The organism is Providencia rustigianii DSM 4541, assembly GCF_000156395.1.
Classification (GTDB): Bacteria; Pseudomonadota; Gammaproteobacteria; order Enterobacterales; family Enterobacteriaceae; genus Providencia; species Providencia rustigianii.
This window is the reverse complement of sequence record NZ_GG703821.1, coordinates 100,616-119,809: the sequence shown is the minus strand read 5'-3', so window position 1 is coordinate 119,809 and position 19,194 is coordinate 100,616. Positions and strand designations below refer to the sequence as shown.

15 protein-coding genes are annotated in these 19,194 nt (G+C 44.2%); 12 read left to right on the top strand and 3 right to left on the bottom strand.

The features are described 5' to 3' along the window. The first annotated feature begins 39 nt into the window (after window positions 1-39). From PROVRUST_RS16465 to arnT, 6 genes are all read left to right on the top strand, one after another. Window positions 40-495, top strand: coding sequence for a regulatory protein RecX (locus tag PROVRUST_RS16465; RefSeq protein WP_006816031.1), 456 nt, complete (start codon window positions 40-42; stop codon window positions 493-495). 236 nt (window positions 496-731) lie between these two features. Next, a complete protein-coding gene (locus PROVRUST_RS16460) occupies window positions 732-2,150 on the top strand; it encodes a carbohydrate porin (protein WP_006816030.1) in 1,419 nt (472 codons plus the stop codon). A gap of 213 nt (window positions 2,151-2,363) precedes the next feature. Further along, window positions 2,364-3,722 (top strand): anaerobic C4-dicarboxylate transporter DcuC, encoded by a 1,359-nt coding sequence (gene dcuC / locus PROVRUST_RS16455; RefSeq protein ID WP_006816029.1) that lies wholly within the window; start codon window positions 2,364-2,366, stop codon window positions 3,720-3,722. Between the two features lie 312 nt (window positions 3,723-4,034). Then, on the top strand, window positions 4,035-5,294 hold the full coding sequence (locus PROVRUST_RS16450) for an aromatic amino acid transport family protein (protein ID WP_006816028.1): 1,260 nt from the start codon (window positions 4,035-4,037) through the stop codon (window positions 5,292-5,294). 228 nt (window positions 5,295-5,522) lie between these two features. Next, window positions 5,523-6,797, top strand: coding sequence for a bifunctional O-acetylhomoserine aminocarboxypropyltransferase/cysteine synthase (locus PROVRUST_RS16445; RefSeq protein WP_006816027.1), 1,275 nt, complete (start codon window positions 5,523-5,525; stop codon window positions 6,795-6,797). Between the two features lie 418 nt (window positions 6,798-7,215). Further along, window positions 7,216-8,862: a lipid IV(A) 4-amino-4-deoxy-L-arabinosyltransferase gene (gene arnT / locus PROVRUST_RS16440; protein ID WP_006816026.1), complete on the top strand. Its 1,647-nt coding sequence runs from the start codon at window positions 7,216-7,218 to the stop codon at window positions 8,860-8,862. Window positions 8,863-8,925: 63 nt separating this feature from the next. Here arnT and PROVRUST_RS16435 read toward each other — a convergent pair whose 3' ends face one another. From PROVRUST_RS16435 to PROVRUST_RS16425, 3 genes are read right to left on the bottom strand one after another with little or no spacing between them, the layout of a single operon-like run. Then, entirely contained in the window at window positions 8,926-9,111 is a 186-nt protein-coding gene (locus PROVRUST_RS16435) for a hypothetical protein (protein WP_006816025.1), read from the bottom strand. Then, window positions 9,108-12,206, bottom strand: a complete 3,099-nt coding sequence (locus PROVRUST_RS16430) for a MexW/MexI family multidrug efflux RND transporter permease subunit (protein ID WP_006816024.1) — start codon at window positions 12,204-12,206, stop codon at window positions 9,108-9,110. The genes PROVRUST_RS16435 and PROVRUST_RS16430 overlap by 4 nt, the downstream gene beginning before the upstream one ends. 11 nt (window positions 12,207-12,217) lie before the next feature. Further along, entirely contained in the window at window positions 12,218-13,327 is a 1,110-nt protein-coding gene (locus PROVRUST_RS16425; RefSeq protein ID WP_039855799.1) for an efflux RND transporter periplasmic adaptor subunit, read from the bottom strand. Window positions 13,328-13,411: 84 nt separating this feature from the next. On the opposite strand from PROVRUST_RS16425, the gene soxR reads away from it, so the two are divergent. The 6 genes from soxR (at window position 13,412) to PROVRUST_RS16395 (ending at window position 19,134) form a co-directional block, all read left to right on the top strand. Continuing rightward, a complete protein-coding gene (gene soxR / locus PROVRUST_RS16420; protein ID WP_006816022.1) occupies window positions 13,412-13,909 on the top strand; it encodes a redox-sensitive transcriptional activator SoxR in 498 nt (165 codons plus the stop codon). Window positions 13,910-14,104: 195 nt separating this feature from the next. Continuing rightward, entirely contained in the window at window positions 14,105-14,890 is a 786-nt protein-coding gene (locus PROVRUST_RS16415; RefSeq protein WP_039855798.1) for an SDR family oxidoreductase, read from the top strand. A gap of 35 nt (window positions 14,891-14,925) precedes the next feature. Beyond that, window positions 14,926-16,173, top strand: a complete 1,248-nt coding sequence (locus PROVRUST_RS16410) for a styrene monooxygenase/indole monooxygenase family protein (protein ID WP_006816020.1) — start codon at window positions 14,926-14,928, stop codon at window positions 16,171-16,173. 10 nt (window positions 16,174-16,183) lie between these two features. Next, on the top strand, window positions 16,184-16,720 hold the full coding sequence (locus PROVRUST_RS16405; RefSeq protein WP_223844753.1) for a flavin reductase family protein: 537 nt from the start codon (window positions 16,184-16,186) through the stop codon (window positions 16,718-16,720). Window positions 16,721-16,734: 14 nt separating this feature from the next. Further along, window positions 16,735-17,517 carry a cyclase family protein gene (locus PROVRUST_RS20585; RefSeq protein ID WP_006816018.1) on the top strand — a complete coding sequence of 261 codons (783 nt, stop codon included), beginning with the start codon at window positions 16,735-16,737 and terminating at the stop codon, window positions 17,515-17,517. A 3-nt stretch (window positions 17,518-17,520) separates the two neighbouring features. Then, window positions 17,521-19,134: a phytoene desaturase family protein gene (locus tag PROVRUST_RS16395; RefSeq protein WP_006816017.1), complete on the top strand. Its 1,614-nt coding sequence runs from the start codon at window positions 17,521-17,523 to the stop codon at window positions 19,132-19,134. Window positions 19,135-19,194: the final 60 nt, after the last annotated feature.

Genomic DNA, 19,194 nt, shown 5'->3' with positions numbered 1-19,194 from the left:
GTTAGTCAGTGCCCAATTTTAATGACCAACGAGTAGATAATGACACAGCCCGAACTCTATCAGTACGCTCTATTTCTACTTTCCCGACGTGATTATGGAAAGGCAGAGCTATTCGCCAGAATGAAGCGCCGAATGTATGAAAAAAATGACGGAATTGTTGATGAGGCGTTGATTGAAGGCGTACTCGATAAACTCAATGAGCAACATTTTTTAGATGATAACCGTGTGGTGGGGTTATTAATGCAAGGCTATGTTCGCAAAGGCTATGGTCCTTTGCGAATTAAACAAGAAATGCGCCAAAAAGGCTTTGCAGAAACCTTAGTGGACCACCACTTTTCGCAACTAGACGTAGACTGGTTTGATATCGCTTCAGAGGTTCGCTGTAAAAAATTTGGCGATGAAATTCCAAAAGATTTTAAAGAAAAAAGTAAGCAAATTCGTTATTTGCAATATCGAGGCTTTTTTGGGGATATGGTGTTTGAACTCTTCAAATAACGCCTTTCAGGCTCTCAATGATGAATAAATCCTCTCATCGTTCACCTCCCATTGTTTTCTAAATGATGTTCATAAAGTGTGACGCTTTTATCCTTTTAAAGAATATTTTGTTAACGTTAACATTGTGTGGGGATATACTGCGACAGTACTTAATTTGAGCATCTGCTCTAAACGCACCTTTAACGATTAAAAAATACTTAGTTGCTTTGCTTCGGTTTAATTCAACAGGATAAAAAATGAAAAAATTTTATTTATCAGCGATTGCGGTGGGATTCGCTGCCATTTCTCCTACTCATAGTCAGGCAGAAACTGATTTGAGTAAAATAGAAGCTCGGCTTCAAGCATTAGAAAAAAGAGCGGAGCAGGCTGAGCAACGGGCAAATGTAGCGGAACGTAAAGCGGAAAAGCTTGAGCAAATTATGATGGCGAATAGTTCCCCTGCCTTACCTCCCACCCAGCAAGTTGCGCTATCAAACTCGGAACCACCTGCTCTGGTCAATACACCAAGTAAGAATGCGCCGGGTATTCAATATAATCATGAATATGGTGAATTAAAACTTTATGGAGATGTGGAATTTAACCTTGATAGCGCAAGCCGAAAAGGACAAATTACCTCAGTTCGCACCGCATTAGGTAAAGATAAAGAACCCAATAAATCTGATAACTGGGATATTAATGGGCGGATCTTGATTGGACTGGATGGAAAGCGCATTAATGAAAATGGTAATTACGCAGGTTTCTCTGTACAGCCATTGGCGGATATGACGGGAAAAATGAATCTGGATGACGCGGCGTTTTATTTTGGTCAACAAAATAGCTGGCAAGCCAAAGTTGGGCGTTATGAAGCTTATGACATGTTCCCGTTAGGGCAAGACACCTTCGTTCAGTATTCGGGGAATACGGCCAACGATTTATATGCGGACGGTTTCGGTTATATTTATATGATGAAAGAAGGGCGGGGGCGCTCAGGGGATGGTGGGAGTATTCAATTATCTAAATCATTAAATGATTGGTATTTTGAAGTGAATGCGTTGGTGGAAGATGGTACTGCATTATTTGATAGTGGCTCATATCATGGGTATCAATTAGATAATAAAAAAAATGTTATTTATGTTAGGCCGGTCATTGCTTGGAAACCCAATGAATTTAAAGTGGCGGTGGCAATGGAGTCCCAAGTTATCAATAATGCTTATGGGGCTAATGTGGATGACAAATGGCAAAATATGTCAAAACGCAATGGCTATGGCATGACGATGGAATGGAATAGCCTAGAGAAAGATCCTGACGAGGGATTACAATTAACATTCAGTACTGCCTATTTAGATGCTTCATCGGAAAAAGATTTATCCATTGGTGGATATGGGCTTTGGAAGCGTCTGCAATTAGGCTATATCTATGCACATAATGATATTCAAGATTTTAATGCAGATAAAATATCGAATGATCCGAATTCAGTGTTAAATAGAGCACCCGGTAAATACGATATTCATACAGTATACACCTCTTATGAATTACCTCAGATTTTAGACTTAGACAATTATAAAATCTATTTAGGGGCATATTACTCAAAAATTAACGCTGATGATAATAACATGATTAATCATCACGATGATGATCGTTATGGTGTTCGTGCCCGCTTCAAATATTTATTCTAAAAATAAAACCCGTTAATTCCCTCTATTCTTTTGAGCAATAGAGGGAATTTGGCTTAAGTTAAATCGAAAAAATAATTATTAATTTTTAGCTTGTCTTTTTATCTATTTCTAGATTAAAAATATTGTCCAACATGATCATTATCAGAGTATTTCGCTTTTTTTTTAGGCAGAGTACCTTCAATAATTACAAAATGAGACGGGCAGGAAAAATAAATGATTGAGCTTTTAATCGGCGTGATAGTCGCCATTGGTGTCGGGCGCTATATAATAAAAGGCTACTCTGCGACAGGGGTATTATTGACCGGCGGTATCTTACTTTTAATCATTTCTGCCTTAATGGGAAAAAGTATTTTACCCGATTCAGTAAAGCCTACGGGATGGCGCGTTACTGATATTCTGGAATACATTAAGTTCCTATTAATGAGCCGAGGTGGCGACCTTGGCATGATGATCATGGTGCTATGTGGTTTTGCGTCTTATATGACCCACATTGGTGCTAACGACGTGGTGGTGAAAATTGCGTCTAAGCCACTGAAAATGATCAACTCCCCTTACTTACTGATGGTTGCGGCTTATATTGTTGCCTGCTTGATGTCACTTGCCGTTTCCTCGGCTACGGGGCTTGGTGTGCTATTAATGGCGACGCTGTTCCCTGTGATGGTCAATGTCGGGATCAGTCGTGGAGCTGCTGCGGCAATCTGTGCTTCTCCGGCGGCGATTATTCTAGCGCCAACATCCGGTGACGTTATTTTAGCGGCGAAAGCAGCAGAAATGCCATTAATCGATTTTGCTTTTAAAACGACCTTGCCTATCTCGATTGCAGCCATTGTGGCGATGTCTATCGCACATTTCTTCTGGCAACGTTACTTAGATAGAAAAGAGCATGTTAAGACTGAAATGCTGGATGTAAATGAGATCAAAACTCATGCGCCAAGCTTCTATGCAATCTTACCTTTCACGCCAATTATCGGCGTTCTCGTTTTTGACGGTAAATGGGCACCAGAATTACACATCGTCACGATTATTGTCGGCTGTATCATTCTGGCGGCAGTGATTGAGTTCCTTCGTAGTTTCAGCGCTAAGCATGTCTATAGTGGCTTAGATGTTTGTTACCGAGGAATGGCTGATGCATTTGCGACGGTGGTGATGCTGTTAGTCGCTGCGGGTATATTTGCTCAAGGCTTGAGTACCATTGGTTTTATTCGTGGCCTCATCGATTTAGCCCAATCTTTCGGTTCTGGTGCCATTATCATGATGATTGCTCTGGTCGTGATTACGATGCTGGCAGCGATGACAACTGGCTCAGGTAACGCACCGTTCTATGCTTTCGTCGAATTGATCCCACACTTAGCGAAGCAAATGGGAGTCAACCCAGCTTACTTAGTGATTCCTATGCTACAGGCTTCCAACTTAGGTCGTACATTATCCCCGGTTTCTGGGGTGGTGGTAGCCGTTTCAGGGATGGCAAAAATTTCACCGTTTGAAGTGGTGAAGAGAACTTCCGTTCCTGTATTAGTTGGTTTAGTGGTCGTCGTAATAGCAACAGAAATTTTAGTCCCTGTTTATCTTTAAATTCGCCTTTTAAATAAAAAAATGGCTAGCAAAATAATGCTAGCCATTTTTTATGGATGTTTATTTTTGATGATAATTTGAGTGAAAAGTAAATAAATATGAATTCATTTTAATGGCATGAAATTTTTATTTTTAATCAATTGATAAACTTTTATTTGCGAATATTAACAAATTGTCATTATTTAACGTTCAGTAATGAGATCTACACCAAAAAGCCAGAAAGATTCTAAAAATTAAGCTAGGTGCTCTTCATCATTTCATGCAGAATTCGCCCATCTTTTTTATCCCTTTTTATAATCATTAAGCGACAATATGAGCACAATAAAAACCGCAGTAAGCACAACGGAAAAATCTGCTAATAAGTGGACCTACAAGGACTTCACTTGGGTGTTATCCCTTTTCGGTACCGCAGTAGGTGCTGGTGTTCTTTTTCTTCCAATTAAAGCAGGTGCAGGTGGTTTCTGGCCATTAGTGGTACTGGCTTTAATTGCAACACCAATGATTTGGTTAGCCCATAAAGGACTTGCGCGTTTCGTACTGTCAGCCAAAAAACCGGATGCGGATATTACTGATACCGTTGAAGAACATTTTGGTAAAGTAGGTGCAAACATCATCACGTTTGCTTATTTCTTTGCTATTTATCCTATCGTATTAATTTACGGTGTGGGTATCACCAATACCGTCGATTCATTCTTAGTGAACCAAATCGGTATGGATCCTATTCCTCGTTGGTTACTGTCGGGCGTTTTAATTGCTGCGATGACGGCTGGGGTCGTGTTTGGTAGGGATTTAATGCTAAAACTGACTTCAATGATGGTTTATCCATTAGTCTTGATTCTGCTAGCACTGTCTCTGTATTTGATTCCTGAGTGGAATACTTCGATGTTAGAAGTTGCACCAGACTGGAGCGCAATGCCGATTGTGGTATGGATGGCAATTCCTATTATCGTGTTCTCTTTTAACCACAGCCCAATTATCAGCCAATTTGCGAAAGACCAACGTCAACAGTTTGGTGACCAAGCAGTGATTAAAACTGACATGATCACCGGTGGCGCAGCATTCATGTTGACCGGTTTTGTCATGTTCTTTGTCTTCTCTGTCGTGCTGTCTTTAAGCCCAGCGGAATTAGAAATTGCGAAAAAAGAAAACATCAGCGTGTTATCTCATATTGCAAACACCAACCCATCTCCAATCCTGTCTTACTTAGGTCCAATCGTGGCATTTGCTGCTATCGTTTCGAGCTACTTTGGCCACTTCTTAGGAGCTCATGAAGGTCTGGTTGGGTTAATAAAATCTCGCTCTTCTGTTTCTGTGAAGAAGATTGAACTCATTTCTCTGCTATTCATTGTTATCACAACGTGGATTGTCGCAATCATTAACCCAAGTATCTTGGGTATGATTGAAACCATGGGTGCGCCAATGATTGCGGCAATCCTGTTTATTCTGCCTGTTGTTGCAATGCGTATGATCCCTGCGATGAAACCATTTAGTACCTCTAAAGCAGCGCAAATCTTTACGATGATTTGTGGTTTAGGGTCGATTACCTCTGTTATTTATGGCGCATTTGCGTAATTAAATTCAGTCGTAACGGAACCCATATTGCTTCGGCAGTATGGGTTTTTTTATATCTATAGGTTGGAAAATAGATCGATAGATTATGTTGAATGAAATAATTTCAAGTTAATCCGGTTGTTTGATAACTCTACTTGGGGGATATTTATTGGCGTAACAGTGAGATAACAAAAACAAACCCTTGAATCTAGCAGTGCGGGTGTAGTGCATTATAACAAGGATAAAACAATGAAATTAGAAACATTATCGATCCACGCTGGCTACTCTCCAGACCCTACAACCAAGTCTGTTGCTGTTCCTATTTATCAAACGACATCTTATGCTTTTGATGACACACAGCACGGCGCTGATCTGTTTGACCTAAAAGTCGCGGGCAATATTTATACGCGCATTATGAACCCTACCAATGATGTTCTTGAGCAACGGGTGGCAGCGCTTGAAGGCGGCGTTGCGGGCTTGGCTGTCGCATCAGGTATGGCGGCGATTACTTACGCTATCCAAACTTTAGCTCAAGTTGGCGATAATATCGTTTCGGTTGCCAAGTTATATGGTGGAACCTATAACTTACTGGCTCACGCTCTCCCGCGTCTTGGAATTCAAACCCGTTTTGCTGAACACGATGATTTAGCCGCTCTTGAAGCCCTGATTGATGACAAAACCAAAGCTGTTTTTTGTGAGTCGATTTCTAATCCCGCAGGTTTTATTGTGGATATTGCTGCACTTGCACAAGTGGCTCATCGCCATGGTGTACCACTGATTGTCGACAATACCGTTGCGACTCCTTATCTCTGTCGACCCTTTGAACATGGTGCGGATATCGTGGTTCACTCATTGACTAAGTATATTGGTGGGCACGGAACGTCACTTGGGGGGATGGTGATCGACTCAGGTAAGTTCCCGTGGGCAGAACACCCTGAGCGTTTCTCGCTGCTGGTGGAGCCGGATGTGGCATACCATGGTGTCAGCTATACCGAACATTTTGGCGCTGCGGCATTTATTGCTCGTTGCCGAGTTGCTCCGCTGCGTGGTACTGGCGCGGCACTATCACCATTTAACGCATTTTTAATTCTACAGGGCCTAGAAACCTTGGCATTAAGAATGGATCGCCATACTGAAAATGCGTTAAAAGTTGCACAATATTTAGAGTCCCATCCGCAAGTGGCATGGGTTAAATATGCAGGGCTACCAACGAATCCAGAACACAAACTGGCACAGAAATACATGAATGGTAAACCTGCCAGTATTATGTCATTTGGTATCAAAGGTGGACTGGAGGCTGGCGCTCGTTTTATTGATGCGCTGAAGTTGATTGTTCGTTTAGTTAATATTGGTGATGCTAAATCCTTAGCGTGTCACCCAGCTTCAACTACCCATCGTCAATTGAATGATGCTGAATTGGCTCAGGCTGGCGTTTCTCGGGATATGATCCGCTTATCTATCGGAATTGAACATATTGATGATATTTTAGAGGACTTAACCCAAGCATTGGATGCGGCTAAGTAAAAACCGATAAACTAGAGGTAGTTTTTGATAAGTCGATTCATCAATAGCTGCCTTTAGTCTCAAATTTATTATTAAACTTTTCTCAATTTTGCCTTTCTAGAATTAATAACTATTCTCAAAGCTACAGAATGTTTCATTTACATATTAAATTGTTAAAAATAAATGGAAAATGCTGAACTATTGTTTTTTAATCTAGTCTTAACTTTCGATTGATTTTTATATATTAAGCTAAAAAAGATAGTCTCATTTATCGATTATTTATCTAGGGCAGCGGTTGAGAAATTAAAAACGTTCATTGGTTTATGTTGGGTTTAGCTAATAACATGATAATAAAGCCAATTGAAGATTAATGAACGTTAGTCCGATGATTAAAAATAGATAATTATTAAATATTTATTACAAGAATGGTTGAGATTAAATGATGATGGCAAATAATAAAGTTGCCTACTTTAAGTGGTGCTTGTTATTCGGTTTTGTGCTTGTAACTTATTTCCTTCCACTCAATGGGCGCTTACTTTGGCAACCTGATGAACTGCGCTATGCTGAAATTAGCCGCGAACTAATTCTGAGTAGTCATTGGAGTGTGCCTGAGCTGCTAGGTATTCGCTATTTTGAAAAACCTATCTTTGGCTACTGGGTAGGCTCCTTCTTCCAATTGTTATTCGGCGAAAATAATGTTTCCGTGCGGCTAGGTGTGGTTTTTAGCACCTTAATTAGCGGGCTATTTGTTTATCTCAGCGCAAAAATGGCATGGAAAAAATCGGATATCGCATTTAATGCGGTATTAATCTATCTCTCCATGTTCATCGTGTTAACTATTGGAACTTACAATATTTTAGACCCGATAGTCACCGCATTTATTACGATGATTATCTTCTTTTTCCAATGGGGTATTACGACTACAAACTTCACCCACAAATTATATGCATATATTCTGATTGGCGTTGCATGTGGTTTAGGGGTGATGACAAAAGGCTTTTTAGTACTGGTGTTACCGGTACTGGTTTGCTCTGTTAGCGCCATTTACTTTAAACGTTTTAAAGAAGTTTGTGTGCTCGCGTGTTTATCCATTGTGACCTCGGTGCTGGTGTGTTTACCCTGGGGATTAGCCATTGCGAGTCATGAAGCCGATTTCTGGAATTATTTCTTTTGGGTTGAACATATTCAACGTTTTATGGCAGATAACGCCCAAAATAAATCCCCATTCTGGTTCTATGTCCCTATTCTATTAGTGGCAGTGATCCCATGGTTAGGCTACCTGTTTGGTGCAATTGTGCATGCCATACGTACAAAAGGCATGAATCTCTATTTCTTACTGTGGGCAGTTTTACCCTTCTTATTTTTCAGTATTACTAAAGGTAAATTACTAACCTATATTCTGCCTTGTATTGCTCCACTCGCCATTATTATGGCGTCCTATCTGAATCAAGTTTTAGAAAGTAATAAAGTGGCGATTATTCGCCTGAATGCCTTAATTAATATCACGATTGGCGTTGCTGCTGCGGGTGCATTTATCGTCTCCCCTTATTTTCCTAAAATGAACCTGTATCAAGGGGATGAGAGCTATAAGATCTGGCTTGCGGCTGGGGCTTTCTCATTCTGGGCATTAATGGGAGTTGTCTCCTTCAAACGGAAATATTGGTCTCTTGCTGCCGCTTGTACGCTGGTGCTGAGCTTATCAATTGGGCATGTGATCCCTAAATATATTGAAAGCAACAATACGCCACAGGGCGTGCTGACAAAATATAAAGATCAACTGCAAAACCGTGCAATATTGTTAACTAACAATGTAGGCTTAGGGACATCATTGGCTTGGGTGCTTAAGCGCAGCGACATTACGATGTTGTATCAAACCGGTGAACTGGGTTATGGGCTTAATTACCCTGATGCAGAAAATCGATTCTACCGTTTAGAGCAATTGCCAAGCCTGCTGGCGAGTCAGGGAAATCGAAATGTTGCGGTGGTGGTTGATGCATCACAAAATGAGGTGTTAGACGCCTTACCCGGTAACCCGATTATTATTAAAGAAGGCAAGTTAGTAATGGCTTTCTACGAAGGCCAATAACCAGTAAGTCAAATAAATAGTGAAAATGAGCCGCACATTGATGATGCGGCTCTTTTTATGGGGCTATTTATAGCATGAGCTTTCTGCACTTTTTTGCTCAGAACGCGCGGGGTAACAGTGGTAAATCATCATCATTGCGCTATTACTCATTGGGTTACCTGAAAACGCTTGCTGCTTATCTTCACGGTTACCGCGTTTATCTTTGCGATTGGTGGTTAATGAAATAGGGTTTAATGAAGAATAATTCATTTTGCATCTTCCTCTTTAATTAGACGATCCGCTTCTGCGAGTTCATAGCGTCTTGGGGTCAATGCATTTGCGCTATGGTTACGAGCCAATAATGAATAAATTGTTGGCAGTACAAATAAAGTAAACAGGGTACCAATCAGCATTCCTGTGACAATAACCAGCCCCAATCCAAAGCGGCTATTGGCGCCAGCGCCCGTGGCGAACAGCAATGGAACCAAGCCAATCACCATGGCGGCAGTGGTCATCAAGATAGGACGCAGACGAATTTGTGCCGCTTTCAAAATTGCTTGGCGTTTATCAAGCCCTTCATTAGCTTGCAGTTCATTGGCAAATTCCACCATCAAGATCCCATGTTTACTGATCAAACCAATCAAGGTGACTAAGCCTATTTGGGTATAAATATTCAAGGTGGCATAGCCCAATGCGAGTGGGATCAAGGCGCCGCAGATAGATAACGGAACGGTGATTAAAATAATCAATGGATCAACAAGGCTTTCATATTGTGCCGCTAATACCAGATAAATAATGACCAACGCAGCCATAAAGGCAAAGGCGAGCGTATTGCCTTCTTGCTTATATTGGCGAGAATCTGATTGCCAGTCATGGCTAAAGCCCGCGGGTAATTCGCTCGCAATCTCATCTAAGTAGGCGACCGCTTGCCCTAATGTCACCCCCGGTGCCGGAATAGCTTGGAAAATAGCCGCATTTTGTTGGTTAAATTGCGTCAGTTTATTAGGTTCAACTTGGGTTGAAATCTCAACCACCGTTGATAGCGGGATCATGCTGCTATCTTGTGCTTTCACATAGTGGCGAGAGAGTGCTTCCGGCGTTAAACGCTGATTGCGCAAACTTTGAGGGATTACATCGTAGGAACGGCCATCCATCCCAAAGCGGTTAATGTAGTTTTCACCGACTAACAAGGTCAGGGATTCCCCAATATCCTGCATACGGATCCCCAAACTGTTCGCTTTAGAGCGGTTAATTCGCACTTCAACGACGGGGTTGTTGTAGTCAAGATCGCTATCCACCACCATAAACAATCCACTTTCACGGGATTTTTGTTTGATCTCTTCCATGGTGCGATACAGGACAGGGTAATCTTGCGGGCTTTTTATCACCATTTGAACGGGCAATCCACCCGTAGAACCCGGTAATGCAGGGAGTTGGAACACAAAAATACTGTTGCCTTCTACCTCGCCGACTCGCGCTTGTAAGTCGGATTGAATTTCGGAGGCTGGGCGATTGCGTTGCTCCCAAGAAGAGAGATTGGTTCCCCCAAAACTGGCGGAAGGCCCATCTGTCCCGTTAATTATCCACGTACTTTCAGTTTCTGGTAGATCCATAAATACATCGTGTAACTTGCGAGAAAAACGCTCCACATACTCAAGATTGGCATGTTGTGGAGACTTAATCGCTGTTAAAACACTGGATTGGTCTTCAACAGGGGCTAATTCACGAGGGGCTGATTGATACAGCATAGGCAAGCTAATCACCACGCCCAACGCTAAAATGCCCGTGATCCAACGGTTTTTCAGGGAGAAATTTAAAACGGCGGTGTAGTAGTTGGCGAGGGTATTAAAAAAGGTTTCCGCCATGCGCGCCATACGCCCTTCATTTTGTTTTGAGTTCAGCATAAACGAACTCATGACCGGCGAGAGGGTCAGGGCGACGACGCCTGAAACGATCACTGCACCTGCTAATGTTAACGCAAATTCTTTAAATAATGCCCCAGTTAGCCCAGACATCAATCCAATGGGCGCATACACTGCCGCTAGCGTGATGGTCATGGCGATAACAGGGCCTGCCACTTCACGAGCACCAATTAATGCAGCAAGTACGGGCGATTTTCCCTCTTCAATATGTCGATGGACGTTTTCTACCACCACAATGGCATCATCGACGACCAAGCCAATCGCCAGAACCATGGCTAATAGCGTCAATAAATTGATGCTAAAACCAAATGCCATCATCAGCGCAGCGGCACCCAACATGGATAAGGGAATGGCGAGAATGGGAATGATCACACTGCGGATGGATCCTAAGCATAAATAGATCACCGCGATCACGATCAGTAATGCTTCGACTAAGGTATTAATTACTTGATCAATGGAGGCTTTGATAAAACGAGAGGTTTCAAACGCCATCTCGATCTTGACTCCCGGCGGCAGGGTTTTGACGATATCAGGCATTAAGGCGTTCATACCATCGACAATCACCAGTGGGTTTCCTGTGGGGGTTGCGAACAGACCTAAATAGATTGCTGGTTCACCATTCATCAAGCCGCTGGTTTCAGTGGAAGATGCGCCGAGTTCCACGGTTCCAACATCTTTCAGGCGAACTAATCCATTTCCATCGTTACGGATCACTAAATCACGGAACTCTTCTACGTTGGTTAAATCGGTATTCACATACACGTTGGAAATAACATATTCACCTTTTACCTTACCGGGGGCGGCTTGGTAGTTATTTTGGCGTACGGCTTGCGCAACTTCAGCGGCAGAAATACCCCGTCCCGCAAGTTTATCCGCATCTAACCATAGGCGCATGGCAAGTTGCTGCCCACCAAAAACTTGCACTTTTGCGACGCCATCGATTGATGAATACATCGGCTCAACGACCCGAGAAATATAGTCAGTTAGGGCGGGTATTGATAATTCGGTGCTGGCGAATCCAATATAAGCAACCGCAGTGGATTCCCCCGAAGAAAGCTCAATCACGGGGTCATAGGCTTCTTTTGGTAGCTTATAACGCACCTGATTTACCTTTGCCATGACTTGGGTAAGGGCTTGAGTTGAATCGCGGTTTAACTCCATCCTGACGGTAACAAGGCTACTACCTTGAACGGAAGAAGAGGATAAATAATCCACACCTTCTACAGAAGAAACCGCTTGTGCAATAGGTTGGGTCACAAAGCCTTGCATCAACTTGGCAGAGGCTCCGGGGTATTGAGTACTAATCGTGATGGTGGCACTTTCTAACTGTGGGTATTGGCGAATAGGTAATTTACTCAGCGCAAATAAACCGACTAATACGATCAAGGCACTTACCACCAGCGCGAGAACAGGTCGACGTACAAACAGATCCGTGAATTTCATAGCGTCCTTCCTTATGACCCTTGAGCGGTATCTAACGTAGATTTAGCCAATGTATCTTGGGAAATTGGCGTAATCGCTGAGCCATTATTTAGGCGCAATTGACCGGATGTGACCACCTGATCGCCAGTATTTAAACCGTGCTCAATTTCAATTTTCCCATCAAACCGTTGACCCGTTTTCACAGAAATACGTTTGGCGGTCATCGCTTCACCGCTGCCTTCAGCGATAAAAACAGTATCGCCATAAGCGGTATAAGTGACGGCAGTTTCAGGAATGGTCAGCACTTGGTTATTGGCTTGGCGCACCACATTAACGTTGGCATACATACCCGCTTTAAGCTGACCATTGCTGTTATCGAGAGTGGCTTGCAAGGCGACGGTTCGGGATTTACCAATCAACGGATCAATCGCGGTGATCCGTGCAGGGAATGGGGTGTCAGGATAAGCGTCGACGGTAATATCGACCTCTTGTCCTTGATGTAATTCCGGGGATGCTTGCTCATCCAATGAGAAATTGAGTTTCAGAGTTTGCGTATCGACAAGGCTGGCGATAGCTTCTCCCGGACTCAAATATTGGCCCTCATGGACTTGACGGATACCAATGGTGCCATCGAAGGGTGCATGAATGGCTTTTTGGGCAATTAACGCTTGAGTCTGTTGGATCAATCCTTGAGCCATATCTCGTTCGGCACGGGTACTGTCCACTTGCGCTTCAGCCACTAAATGTTGGGTAGATAATGAGCGTGTTCGCTCATGCAACCGAGATGCATTGCGGTATTGGGCTTGATAACGGGCGAGATCGGCACGCTCTACGGCGTCATTGAGCTGAACCAGTAATTGCCCTTTTTTAACCTGTTGCCCAGATTCAAAACCAATTTTAGTGATCCTCCCGCTGGTTTCCGCAGCTACAAACACTTGGCTTCCGGCTTCTAATTCTCCGACGCCATAAAACGTTCGTGGTGCATTATCGAGGGTGACAGGGGCTAGAGCCACTTTCACGGGTGGATATTGATAAGCGGCCTGTGGCTTATTATCAGTGTTGGCGTAAGTCGAGTAAATCACTGCGCCGCCGCCAACTGCAATGAGCGCAGCACATAGCAGAGTGAGGTGTCTTTTATTCATTATCATTGAGCATCTTAAATTGACAAACTGTGGCGGGCACTATAAAACCTTAAGTTAAGTTGAGGTCAATAGGGACAAGTGAAAATGGCGGATAAAGGCACGAAAACGATAAAAACGGGTAAAATCAAACAAGAACAAATAGATTTTACGCGCGCATTAACGGTGGGAGAGGTCGCTAAACGCTCAGGAGTCCCGGTCTCTACGGTGCATTTTTACGAGTCAAAAGGGCTGATTCAAAGTGCTCGAACTCAAGGAAATCAGCGCCGTTTTCCGCCTGTCGTTTTACGCTATATTGCAATTATAAAAGTGGCACAAAGCACCGGAATCCCTCTCAAAGAGATCCAAGATGCATTAGGCAAATTCCCAGCGAATAGCAAGTTAACGTCAGAGGAATGGAAAGGAATGTCGACAGAATGGAAAAGTTCATTAGATAGGCGAATCAAACAGTTAACTCGGTTACGCAATGAGTTAGATCACTGCATTGGTTGTGGCTGCCTTTCCCTTAGTGACTGCCCTTTGCGCAACCCTGAAGATGTCTTCGGCAATAAAGGCTCAGGAGCTCAGATCCTAGAACGTCCTTAAATCACACTTTTCATTATCTGGATAGTCACTGCAAAATGTGGCTATTTCTCCAATATTATCATTACCTTATTATTCAAATTGCCGCGCTGAGCGGATAATCTTTGCGCATATAGGCTACAGCTTTTTGCTGGTTTTGCGTAATGATGCTTCATGTTAATTTTTTGTGAATGCATTGTGAGCAAAGAGGGCACAGCGATGAAAGGTTTGAATAACAAAATTGCCATTGTCACGGGTGGCGCAACTAAAATCGGCGCAACAGTGGCAAAAATATTATGTTCTTATGGCGTCAAAGTTACCATTTTCGATATCGATAAGGTTAACGGTGAAAAGGTGGCTCAGTCAGAGCCTAATATCGATTTCTTACCGGTAGATATCACCGATGATCAGCAGCTCAAACAAGGAATTGACCGCGTTGCGCAAAAATATGGGCAACTCGATTTTTTGGTTAATCTGGCCGCGACCTATCTGGATGACGGTCAAGCATCTTCACGTCAAGATTGGTTAACGGCTTTAAATATCAATGTGGTCAGTGCAGTAATGGCCGCGCAGTTTGCTAAACCGCATTTAGCCAATGCTGAAAAAGGCGCCATTGTTAACTTTACCAGTATCTCCTCATCGGTTGCGCAAACAGGTCGTTGGCTCTATCCCGCATCGAAAGCCACCATGTTGGAAGTCACTCGCAGCCAAGCCATGGACTATGCGCCAGATGGCATCCGAGTGAACTCAGTTTCTCCGGGCTGGACATGGTCTCGCGTGATGGATGAAATTACGGGCGGCGACCGCCAAAAAACTGACCGCGTCGCAGCGGATTATCACCTTTTACAACGTGTTGGCGACCCTGAAGAGGTTGCTCAAGTGGTCGCATTCCTACTTTCTGATCTGGCGAGTTTCGTGACTGGCGCAGATTACGCTGTCGATGGCGGTTATTCCGCTATGGGGCCTGAACAGGCTAAACCCGCAATTCCCCGTCTTGCTGAATAAGACACCGTTATTTTAATCTCATCGAGGAAACAACTATGCGTCGTATAGCAATCGTAGGTGGTGGTCAGGCGGGTATGCCATTGGCATTAGGGCTATTAGATAAAGGCTATGAAGTTACTGTTGCCACCAATCGAACCCCAGATGATGTCAAAAATGGCCGCGTGATGTCCAGCCAATGCATGTTTGATATCTCGCTACAATTTGAGCGCGATTTAGGGATCAACTTCTGGGAAGACAAATGTCCACCTGTCGAAGGGATTGGTTTTACGGTTCCCCATCCAGAAAAACCGGGTGAAAAAGCCATTACTTGGCGCTCCCGTTTAGATAACTATGCGCAAGCGGTGGATCAGCGCATCAAAATGCCGTATTGGATGGAGCTGTTTGCTGCCCGTGGCGGTGATTTGCGTATCGAAGATGTTGGCGTTGCCGAATTAGAACGTTTAGCAGAAACCCACGATTTGGTGATCCTTGCGGGTGGTAAAGGGGAAATTGTGAAGCTACTAGAGCGCGATCCTTCTCGCTCGCCATATGATAAACCCCAACGTGCTCTGGCTCTGACCTATGTTCACGGCATGTTGCCAACCCCTGAATATTCCCAAGTTTCCTTCAACTTGATCCCAGGTGTTGGCGAATACTTTGTCTTCCCATCTCTGACCAACAGCGGCGATTGTCACATCATGGTATTTGAAGGTGTACCGGGTGGACCGATGGATCAATGGGGCGAGGCGCGTACACCGCAAGAGCATCTGGCATACAGCAAAAAGATCATTGAAACCTATTTACCGTGGGAAGCTGAACGTTGCAAGCATGTGGAATTAACCGATGAAAATGGCATCTTAGCCGGACGCTTTGCTCCAACGGTACGCAAGCCCGTATTGACTCTGCCATCAGGCAAAATTGTGTTTGGACTCGGCGATGCATTAGTCACCAATGATCCATTAACGGGCCAAGGTTCTAACAACGCCACTAAAGCCTGCAAAGTTTACTATGACGCGATACTCGCCCACGGCGACAAGCCATATACCGCACAGTGGATGAACGAAACATTCGAACAATTCTGGAAATACGGTCGCCATGTGGTGGAGTGGACAAATGCACTGTTAGCACCACCAGAGCCCCATGTTCTTAACGTGTTAGGTGCAGCGCAACAATTACCAGCTTTAGCTCACACTGTCGCAAACGCCTTTAACTACCCACCCGTACTTGCGCCATGGTGGCACGATGCCCATGCCTGCGATACTTATATTCAATCGTTGATGCAAGAAGAAGTTCGCGCTTCGTAGGAGAATCAGTATGTCGATGATTGCAGAGGATACGCTCATGTGTGATAGCGAATGGGGTCATACCGAATTTGAATCAAAAACCTTACGCAATTTATTGGGTTGCTACCCAACTGGGGTCGCAATTGTAACCACGCGCACGGCAGACGGGCGTGATGTGGGGCTAACCATCAACTCATTTGCATCACTCTCTTTGGATCCACCGTTGGTGCTATGGAGCTTAGTCAATCACTCTCCAAACCTTGCGGTATTTCGTGATTGCCAGCATTTCACCATCAATATTTTGGGGAAAGATCACCAAGAGCTTGCAATGCGTTTTGCTAACCCGCGCATTGAAAACAAGTTTGACGATGTGGCAATCCACATCACTCCAGAGGGTATTCCCGCATTACATGGGGCATTAGTGACCTTAGTTTGTGAAAACCACAAACAAGATCATATCGGAGATCATTTATTGATGGTGGGTCATGTTCGTCGCATCGGTAGTGAAACCGGTAAGCCTTTAGTTTTCCACAGCGGTTCATTTACCGCTCTACATGAAGCGCAATAAGCGCAGGAGAGAGTATGGAACAGCAAACTTTGATGTCATTCGCCAGTGAGTTACAAAAAGGCAATATTCAAATTATTGACCTGACGCAAACCTTATCGCCTTCATTTCCTGCGTTACAGCTACCTGCTGAGTTTGGGCAAGTATGGTCATTTAAGATGGAGCAAATCTCACGCTACGATGAAAATGGTCCGGGTTGGTATTGGAACAATTTTAGCTGTGGAGAGCATACTGGGACCCACTTTGATGCGCCTATTCACTGGGTTAGTGGCAAAGACCAACCCAATAATACGGTAGATACCATTCCGCTAAAAAACTTCATCGCTCCTGCTGTGGTGGTGGATGCGAGTAAAGAAGTGGCACAAAACCCAGACTGGGTACTGACGGTGGATTTTTTACAAAAGTGGGAAGAAAAACACGGCAAAATTCCCCAAGCGGCATGGGTACTATTACGCACGGATTGGTCTAAAAAATCTGACAATCCAGAAGCCTATGTGAACATGCGTGAAGATGGTGCCCATACTCCGGGTCCTTCACAAGAGGCGGTGGAATGGCTGATTCATCAGCGTAATGTTAAAGGTTTTGGCGTTGAAACAATCAATACGGATGCTGGTCAATCGTATGGCTGGCCAATTCCCTATCCATGCCACACCTTGATGCATGGTAATAATAAATATGGTCTGCAATGCTTAAAAAATCTCGATAAATTACCAGCCACTGGGGTCGTGATTGTCGCGGCACCACTGAAAATTGAAGGTGGTTCGGGTAGCCCATTGCGTGTGCTAGCGCTGGTGGGGTGAGGTATGGCAACCTTATCTAACCCCCAAGTGATTGTCGTGGGTAGTGGGATGAATTCGCTGATGTGTGCCGCTTTATTAGCGGTGCGCGGAAAATCAGTATTGGTACTGGAACGTAATGACCGCCTTGGCGGCTGTATTCGTACCGAAGAACTGTTTGCCGGTTATACCCACGACCTCCTTTCCTGTTGGTATTCACTGTTTGTTGGTAGCCCGGGTTATCAAGAGTTAGAACCATATTTAAAACCCCATGGACTGGAATTTGCACAATGTGACTATTCCACAGGATTAGTGCAGCCAGATGGTCAGTCTATTGCCTTAAAACGGGATATTGGCGAAGCCGCAAAACAGCTGGATGCTATTGCTCCCGGTGACGGTTTAGTGTTTCGCAAAATGGCAGAAAAACTGTTTAGCGAAGATGCGGCACTGACGTTTGGTTTACTCGGACAAAACCCGTACAGCGGTGGAATGTTCAAATTACTGTTTTCTGAGTGGCGTAAACGGGGGGTCGATGGGCTGCTTGATTTCGCAAAATCGGGTGTGGAAAGTTTTCGGCGTTGGTCTGAGCGTGAACTTCAACATGATTTTAGTCGCGCATTAATGTCCCCATGGGTATTACATACGGGATTAGGGCCTGATGAAGCCAGCTCCGCATTAATTGGCAAACTGACATTTGCGGCAGTGGTCGCTGGTGGAATGCCGGTGGTGAAAGGCGGCAGCTATCGCATTGTCGAAGCCTTTGCCAAGGTCATTGAACAACATGGCGGAGAGTTGCGCACAGGAACCCATGTTGAAAAAATTATCACCCAAGGTAGTGGCAAAAATAGCCGCGCTGTCGGTGTTAGCGTTAATGGGCAAGTGATCCATGCCAACGAAAGTGTGGTGTGCAATGTGACTCCGACTCAATTATATGGATCTTTACTCGATGAGGTTTCTCCGCAAGTTCAGCAACGGGCGAAAGGCTACCGCTATGGACGTGGCGGAATGCAAATTCATTTTGCGCTGAGTGCGCCTCCACCATGGTGCAACCCTGAACTACTCAACGTTCCATTAGTTCACTTTACCGAAAGCATGGAGCAAGTCTGCTTATCGGTCACTCAAGCCAACAATGGCTATCTACCCAATAAACCGACATTTGGTATTGGTCAGCCGACAACGTTAGATCCGAGCCGCGCACCTGAAGGTGGATGGATTCTGTGGATACAAATGCAGGAACTTCCACGTCGCTTAAAAGGTGATGCAGCGGGAGAGATCGAAATTCCGGAAGATGGGCGTTGGAATGAAACGGTTCGTGAGGCAGTAGCCGATCGTATTCAGCGACGTCTGGAAACGGTGATGCCAGGTTTTTCTCAATTAATTATCGGTCGCAAGGCAATTTCCCCTGCGGATCTGGAAAATTACAACTGTAACTTGGTTGGTGGTGATCCTTATTCAGGAACCTGTTCCCCTGACCAATTCTTCTGGTTACGACCTTTTGCGGCATCAGGGCAAACCAAAGCCCATCAAACCGCGGTCAAAAACTTATTCCATATTGGAGCTTCAACGCATCCGGGTCCCGGCCTTGGCGGGGGTTCAGGGTATTTAGTTGCTGAGAAATTAGCAGCGAAAAAAAAGCGGTAATGGGCGTTACAACATCATTGGCAAGACAAACACAGTAATACATTTTTAACCATAAAAATA